This is a genomic window from Mycobacterium sp. E2479 (assembly GCF_001667925.1).
GTDB lineage: Bacteria > Actinomycetota > Actinomycetes > Mycobacteriales > Mycobacteriaceae > Mycobacterium.
Genome location: NZ_LZJR01000116.1, coordinates 1 through 961, shown reverse-complemented (window position 1 = coordinate 961; position 961 = coordinate 1). Strand labels below are relative to the sequence as shown.

At 67.1% G+C, this 961-nt stretch carries 1 protein-coding gene; it reads right to left on the bottom strand.

All coding sequences use genetic code 11. From position 1 onward, the window contains the following. Positions 1 to 961, bottom strand: a 961-nt coding sequence (locus A5686_RS17480) for an AMP-binding protein (protein WP_156750124.1), incomplete at both ends; no start/stop codon positions are given.

Below are 961 nucleotides of genomic sequence, written 5' to 3'. Positions count from 1 at the left end.
GGGGCGGCCAGTTGGCTTCGCACCCCGGCCGCGTCGGCTGTCCCAGTCAGGTAGGCGACCAGGCGCTTGTCACCGGGACGGTCCTCGCGGGTGATCACCACCGCCTGCTCGACCCCAGGGAGCGTGGCCAGGACCGCCTGAATCTCACCCAGCTCGATCCGATACCCGCGGATCTTGACCTGCTCATCAGCACGACCCACATACTCGAGCTGCCCATCCGCACGCCAACACACCAAATCCCCAGTGCGATACATCCTTTGACCGGACCCCCCGAACGCACACGCGACAAACCGCGACGCCGTCAAACTCGCCCGGCCGACATACCCCACGCCAACCCCGGCACCGGCCACATACAACTCACCAACCACCCCAGCCGGCACCGGCCGCAACCACGCATCGAGCACGGCCAGGGCCGCACCCGCAACCGGGGTTCCGATCGGCACCGATTCCAAACCGGGGGTCAGCGCCGCGCTGATCGCGACGCACATTGTCGTCTCGGTGGGCCCGTAGGCGTTCACCATCACCCGCCCCGGCGCCCAACGGTCGGCCACCTCGACCGGGCATGCCTCCCCGACCACTACCAACGCCGCCACATCCAAGTGCCGCGGGGTGAGCGCAGCCAGGGCCGATGGGGTGTGCGTCAACACATTGACACGTTCGTCGATCAGCAGCTCGTGGAAGTCCTGCGGTGAGCGCGTAACTTCCTCGGGCACCACCACGACCCGGCCGCCCCGCAGCAGCGCACCGAAGATCTCCCACACCGACACGTCGAACGCCAGCGAATGACACAGCGCCCAGACACCCGCTCGGGGAAGGCCGGCATCCAACGCGGACAACAACTCGGTCACGTTGCGGTGGGTGATGGCCACCCCTTTGGGCACGCCGGTGGTGCCCGAGGAAGTTACGCGCTCACCGCAGGACTTCCACGAGCTGCTGATCGACGAACGTGTCAATGTGTTGA